The 6,460-nt window shown below is 49.7% G+C and carries 6 protein-coding genes; 5 read left to right on the top strand and 1 reads right to left on the bottom strand.

Annotation, left to right across the window (positions count from 1 at the left end; genetic code table 11):
- Positions 1 to 574: 574 nt before the first annotated feature.
- The 5 genes from IMQ48_RS11760 (at position 575) to trpS (ending at position 6,284) form a co-directional block, all read left to right on the top strand.
- Positions 575 to 916, top strand: a complete 342-nt coding sequence (locus IMQ48_RS11760) for a DUF1294 domain-containing protein (RefSeq protein WP_196209175.1) — start codon at positions 575 to 577, stop codon at positions 914 to 916.
- Positions 917 to 1,137: 221 nt separating this feature from the next.
- Positions 1,138 to 2,247 carry an AI-2E family transporter gene (locus tag IMQ48_RS11755; protein ID WP_196209174.1) on the top strand — a complete coding sequence of 370 codons (1,110 nt, stop codon included), beginning with the start codon at positions 1,138 to 1,140 and terminating at the stop codon, positions 2,245 to 2,247.
- Positions 2,248 to 2,365: 118 nt separating this feature from the next.
- Complete coding sequence (locus IMQ48_RS11750; RefSeq protein ID WP_196209173.1) at positions 2,366 to 4,150, top strand: diguanylate cyclase; 1,785 nt, start codon at positions 2,366 to 2,368, stop codon at positions 4,148 to 4,150.
- Positions 4,151 to 4,266: 116 nt separating this feature from the next.
- Positions 4,267 to 5,067 (top strand): PhzF family phenazine biosynthesis protein, encoded by an 801-nt coding sequence (locus IMQ48_RS11745; RefSeq protein ID WP_196209172.1) that lies wholly within the window; start codon positions 4,267 to 4,269, stop codon positions 5,065 to 5,067.
- A 212-nt stretch (positions 5,068 to 5,279) separates the two neighbouring features.
- A complete protein-coding gene (trpS, locus tag IMQ48_RS11740; RefSeq protein WP_196209171.1) occupies positions 5,280 to 6,284 on the top strand; it encodes a tryptophan--tRNA ligase in 1,005 nt (334 codons plus the stop codon).
- On the opposite strand, the gene IMQ48_RS11735 is transcribed toward trpS, so the two are convergent.
- Positions 6,270 to 6,455: a hypothetical protein gene (locus IMQ48_RS11735; RefSeq protein WP_196209170.1), complete on the bottom strand. Its 186-nt coding sequence runs from the start codon at positions 6,453 to 6,455 to the stop codon at positions 6,270 to 6,272. The two genes, trpS and IMQ48_RS11735, sit on opposite strands and share 15 nt — an antisense overlap.
- Positions 6,456 to 6,460 lie beyond the last annotated feature (5 nt).

The raw sequence follows: 6,460 nt of genomic DNA, 5'->3' as shown, positions 1-6,460 counted from the left end.
TGGTCTTTTCATATGAAAGTCATCGTAATAAGTGGGGAATCAGAAGAAAGATGAGCAGGCACAGTGACATCGAAAGGAAAATCTGGAGATATTGAATACCTAAAAGTGAATCTGCATTACACTATGTGCGTTTTAATTTTTAGCTCTGACAATAGATTACGATATATAATAAAAATCGGTTTATAATATATTAATATATACATTAACACCTCCCCATCTTTTTATTTTTAAATTTCTCCCTAGTCAAGCCTTCCCTCTTAGAAATAACTATAAATCATCTATGGTCATATCTGTAACAACCCCTTAAAGAGGCATTCGTGTTTATCTATAAAGGGGTAGTAAAAATATGCACAAAGGTTGACGTAAATCAATTTGCAGCGAGTGATTTTTAATTTGTTAGCGTCTTTATGCACAGTTTGGGATTAAAAATAAAAAAGTTAGAATTGTTCATTATCCCGCTGAGGCTTATATGTAACGAGATAACTATCACCACGTTAGACAGGGGTTCTGCTCGCCGTAGGTATTGCGTACAATGCGCCTTCAATAAACTCTGAAAGTTGCCGTGGCTAACGCTATGAATCTCAATCGCTGTTGTTATTTTCTTCTTATCTGTGCCGCAATCGGCAGCCTTTTTACATCGTATCCGCTTGTTATATGGTTACTGCTCGCCAACGTAATGACGCTGATGATTTACGGCGTGGACAAAATGGCGGCACGCAAGGCGTGGCGCAGAGTACCAGAATCCACATTACTGTTGTTTGGCCTTGTCGGTGGATGGCCTGGCGCGATAGCAGGTCAACAGTTCTTTCGCCACAAAACACAAAAGCAGCCATTCAAAACTTACTTTATCATCAGCGTGTTATTGAGTATCTCCTTGATGGTAGCTGTTTATCAGCTCTTTCCATTGCCTTCCTGAACATTGGCCATGTGCGAATTATACGGATTTACAACACCAGCCTGATAAAGTCATGTAGATCGTCGCTGGCCAACTGACATTTCTTAGGTGGAGGATGAATAATCAGGTTCTCAGAGTAGCCATTAAGCATGGCAACGAACTGGCGTGTGACTCGTTGCAGGTTGGTAAATCCGCTGAACAGTTCTATAGTCGGGACTGCTTCTCATTTACAGGATCCACTGATGCGTTTTAACGGACTGACAAAAGGTTTCTTCATTTTCATTCTCGCCCTCGTGACATGGGCGTTTTTTGATGTACTGTCCCCCTACTTCTCCGCCATTTTGTGGGCCGCGATATTAACCACTATTTTTAATCCGGTGAAAAATAAACTGCGTAGCGCACTAGGCGATCGCAACGGGCTGGCGTCGCTTATCACCATTGCCATTATCTGCCTGATTGTCTTTATTCCCCTGATGGTGATCCTGTCATCACTGGCGATCGAGTTGAACGTGGTGTACACCAAGCTACAACAGAATGACACGCAATTCCCGGAAGTGGTCACCGCGATCCTGTCTTATCTTCCTGACTGGGCCAGAGGGTTCCTTACCCATCACAATCTGGATAACGTTGCACAGATCCAGAAAAAGCTCTCCGACGTTGCTTTGCAGGGCGGACAGTATCTCGCCGGCAGTGCATTCCTAATAGGCAAAGGGACATTTGGTTTTGCCATCAGCTTTGGCATCATGCTGTATTTACTGTTCTTCTTGCTGAAGGACGGGCCGTACCTGGTACGCCAGATTTTGGATTCTTTACCGCTGACTGATTTCGCCAAACAGCATCTGTTTGCCAAATTTGTCGGCGTCACGCGGGCTACGGTAAAAGGTACAGCGGTAGTCGCAGTAGTTCAGGGCACACTCGGCGGCATTGCGTTTGCCATTGTAGATATCGACGGCAGCGTTTTGTGGGGCGCACTGATGGCGTTTCTCTCGCTGGTGCCTGCTGTGGGTTCAGCCATTATCTGGGTGCCGGCGGCGATTTTCCTCTTCGCAACACAGCAGCTGTGGCAGGGACTGTTTATCGTCGGATTCTTCGTGATTATCGTCGGGCTGGTAGATAATATTTTGCGCCCATTGCTGGTGGGTAAAGACACAAAAATGCCGGATTATTTGATTCTGATTACCACCCTCGGCGGGATGGAGATTTACGGCATCAACGGGTTTGTTATTGGCCCATTGATTGCGGCGCTGTTCCTTGCCAGTTGGAACCTGTTTACCGGGCGTGACCATGAAGGTAACGTAGAAGAGATCGACAAAGCTTTCATGGAAGAAGGAAAAAACCCTCCAGATTTATAACGCTATGACGATAACAAAGGGCGGCCACAGGGTCGCCTTTTTATTTTCACGCAAAATCATACGTTTCCTATAATTTCAATCATGCACATTCATGACTTGTCGCAAAAGGAATAAACAGGTGCGAATAGCCACAATAACAAACTGGGCCTACAGCGCGACGGTATGCCTGACCATCGCTTCGGGCGTGGTCATGCTAATGGCGTCAAGCGCCGATAACACCGAACGTCAGGCGGTGGAACAACGGTATATATTCGACCAACTGACCGAAGAGGTTGAAATAGACACATGGTCGCTGTCCGATCTGGCGCGCCTGTATGTTGTCAGTAAAGATCCTGATGCACTGCAAACCTATCAACAGAAAGAAGCCTCGCTAAAAGCCGTTGAACACCGACTGACGAAGCTGAAAGACACCGGAGCAACGGGTGAAGAACTGGCGTTACTGCACGAAGGATTGCAAATTGTTGATGCGCTACAAGTCGAACAAGAAACCGCGATCAAAGGCATCGCGAGTGGAGAACAGGCGCAGGCTATCGCCCTACTCTTCGGCAAGCCGTATGAACAAGAGCTCGAACTGGCGCAGGACAAGATAGACCATTTCCGCCAGATGCTCGACAGTCGCGCACGCAATGCCATTGACGATGCCACACAGACATCCCGTACGCTGCGCACGCTGTCCGAAGTCATGGTCGGACTGACCGCGTTGCTGTTTTTGTTTGTCCTCGGATTTATTTTAAAACGCCGGGTGCTGCGCCCCGTGGTGCGTCTGAGCGACGTCGTTCATCGGCTGGCCTCGCAGGATTACGCTGTTGAAACACCTAACTTTAACCAGATTGATGAAATCGGCGATATGGCACAGGCCATCCGCATTTTTCGTGAGAACGGCCTGGTGCGACAGCGGCTGGAGAAGGAGCGTGATGCTGACTGGGCGATACGCGAACTGCTGGCGCGGATGACTCAGCGCTTACAGGGTTGCGAGAATTTTGCTGACGTTATCAATGTTGCGCAGCTATTCGCACCGAATATTGCTCCTGGCGTCGCCGGACGGCTCTACATTCTTGACCGGGAACCGTGGCAAATGCGCTGCGTTGCTGAGTGGCTTTCACCGCAGGGCAAATCGGATGCCTTCCACCCGGACGAATGCTGGGCCGTGCGTCGCGGGCAGAGTCATCCTCCGGTTCACGGCGAACCAGATATCGCCTGCTACCACCTGCCGGAATCGTGTCAGGATCATACGCTGTGCGTTCCGCTAATTGCTCAGGGTGAGGCCATCGGCCTGCTCTCGTTCCAGAACCTCAGCGATGACACCGCACCTTCCCGCGCATATCTGGAACTTATGGCCGAAGCGCTCGGACTGGCATTAGCCAACCAGCGTCTGCGCGACGCACTCCTGGAAAAAGCACTCTACGATCCCCTGACTGGCCTGCGCAATCGTCATCATCTGGAAGACACCTTGCGCACGCAGATGAGCCAGGCAATACGCAATCAGGAGCCGATCAGCTGCCTGATGATTGATATTGATCACTTTAAAGATATCAACGACCGGTTCGGTCACGAAGCGGGCGACGGTGTGATCAAAGGCGTTGCCGCCATTATTCAGCGCGCCGTGCGCGACAGTGGGATGGCGTTCCGCTACGGTGGTGAAGAGTTTCTGGTCCTGCTCAGCGACATGGGTGAAGAAGAGGCTAATCGCATGGCAACGGACATCTACAACGGCGTGCATGAGCTGACACTGCGCTTTGGCACGTCGGACATCAGCCATATCGACGTGTCTATTGGCGTTGCCAGCTACCCGCAGCATGCTCAGAGCGACAACCTGCTGCGTGCCGCAGACGTGGCCCTGTATCGCGCCAAAGAGTTGGGACGTTCGCGGATTGTGAACTTTGGTATGCTGGAGGCAAGTTAAACGCGGGCACATCCCGAATGTTATTGCCTGCGTAAGCATAAACAAATACGCAATTGCACGTTGCGTATGCCATGGTAGATCGCGAGATGACCGGAGAACAATAAGAGGACTATGCAATGAAGCACATTGATTTTTATATGATAGATGCCTTTACCGACACCACTTTTGGTGGCAATGCCGCTGCGGTATGTCCTCTTACAGAATGGTTGCCCGATGAGACATTATTAAAAATGTCTCAGCAACATAACCAGTCAGAGACCGCTTTCTTTGTCACCACCGATAACGGCTTTGAGCTGTGTTGGTTTACCACTCAGTGTGAGATAAATTTATGCGGGCATGCTACGCTCGCTGCTGCGCACGTCATCTTTGAACATCTTGACTACCCGGACACCACAATTCACTTCAATACCCAATTTGTTGGCCCGCTGACCGTAACGCGCAGTGGAGAATGGCTGACGCTTGATTTCCCCGCCTGGAATACTGAATCTGTTATACCGCCGCCTTTACTGCTGGAAACACTGGGTATCACGGAATACAAAGAAGTCCGCGTGGCGCGTGATTACATGGTCGTTATGGAGAATCAGCAGCAGGTTGCAGCAGTACGCCCGGATATTCATGCCATGCTTCCGCTAGGAAAAATGGTCTGCATTACGGCGCCAGGCGATGGGGAATACGATTTTGTTAGCCGTTTCTTCTGCCCAGGCGAGGCCGTTGCGGAAGACCCTGTCACAGGTTCGGCACATAGCATGCTCATTCCATATTGGGCTGAAAAACTGAACAAAACGCAGATGCTGGCACGCCAGGTCTCCGAACGTGGCGGAGATTTACGTTGCAAGTTAGTGGGCGATCGAGTCCATATCGGTGGTCAGGCCACAACATATCTGATAGGTAAAGTGCTGTTACGCCAGAGTATGTAATAACAACAGCGGCCCAACTTTACCTCTTCATCACGTCGTGATATGTTGATCAAATGAATACAAAACACGATGTAAACAGCGTTAATTACAATCTGTGGTGGCAGCCTTCTTAAAGGCGGCCAGAATGTGTTTTCCCCATTTTAAATAACCGCCGAAAGGCGGTTATTTGCATTTGAAAGACCCCTTTCGGTTTTACGACTAAGGAGTCTGACATGAACAACAAAACGATTATTCTTACTGGCGACCGTCCCACCGGTCCGCTACATCTCGGCCACTTTGTTGGCTCACTACGCCAGCGCGTTAACCTGCAACACGATTACCAACAGTTTGTGCTGGTCGCTGATCTTCAGGGACTTACCGATAATGGCAGCAACCCGCAAAAGATCCGCGACAACATTCCCGAAGTTCTCGCCGATTATCTTGCCGCAGGGATTGATCCTTCACTCACAACAATCTGTTTACAGTCTGCACTGCCAGCCCTTGCTGAACTAACTGCACTTTATATGAACATCGTTACCGTGGCACGGGTAGAGCGCAACCCAACGGTGAAAAATGAGATTGTGCAGAAAGGCTTCGCCCGCTCACTGCCGGTCGGTTTCCTGGTTTATCCCATCAGCCAGGCGGCAGATATTACGGCCTTCAAAGCGCAAAGGGTTCCTGTTGGCGACGATCAGTTACCGATGATCGAACAGACGAATGAAATCGTGCATAAAATTAACAGCCTGTTGCCCGCACCTGTTCTAACCCATTGTAAAGCCATGTTGAGCGAAACCAGCCGCCTCCCAGGTATCGACGGCAATGCCAAAATGTCGAAATCGCTCGGCAATACGTTGCTCCTTTCTGCCAGCGAGGAGAGCATTCATCGTGCAGTGAGCGCAATGTACACCGACCCACACCATTTGAAAGTATCCGATCCGGGGCAGATAGACGGTAATATGGTATTCACGTATCTGGATGCTTTTCACCCGAACAAAGCGAAAATTGCGGAGATGAAAGCGAACTATCAGCAAGGTGGGCTGGGGGATAGAACCTGTAAAAACGAGCTGGAGGCGTGTTTACAAGAACTCATTACCCCCATGCGCGAACGCCGTGCGACCTACATACAGGATAAGGGCATGTTAATGGCGTTGTTGCAAAAAGGAAGTGAACGGGCGCACGACGTCACGCAGAACACATTAAGAGAAGTGAAGCGCGGGCTGGGGTTACCCGTTTTCTGACAAGCGCAATTTTCCGCTTTTCAGCAGCGCCATCTCTTGCTTGCAGAGCAGCACTACAGCCTGGCGACCCTTGACGCGACGGGATGTCAGGGCCCTTTTCACCGTACGGCGATTCGCGCCAGATTCCAGCATCTGAACACACATTAGAGAGAGCGCAGGGTTATTTTTCATCTAAT

The sequence above is a fragment of the Citrobacter sp. Res13-Sevr-PEB04-36 genome, assembly GCF_015672735.1.
Lineage (GTDB): Bacteria > Pseudomonadota > Gammaproteobacteria > Enterobacterales > Enterobacteriaceae > Citrobacter.
This window is presented reverse-complemented; position numbering and strand designations above follow the sequence as displayed.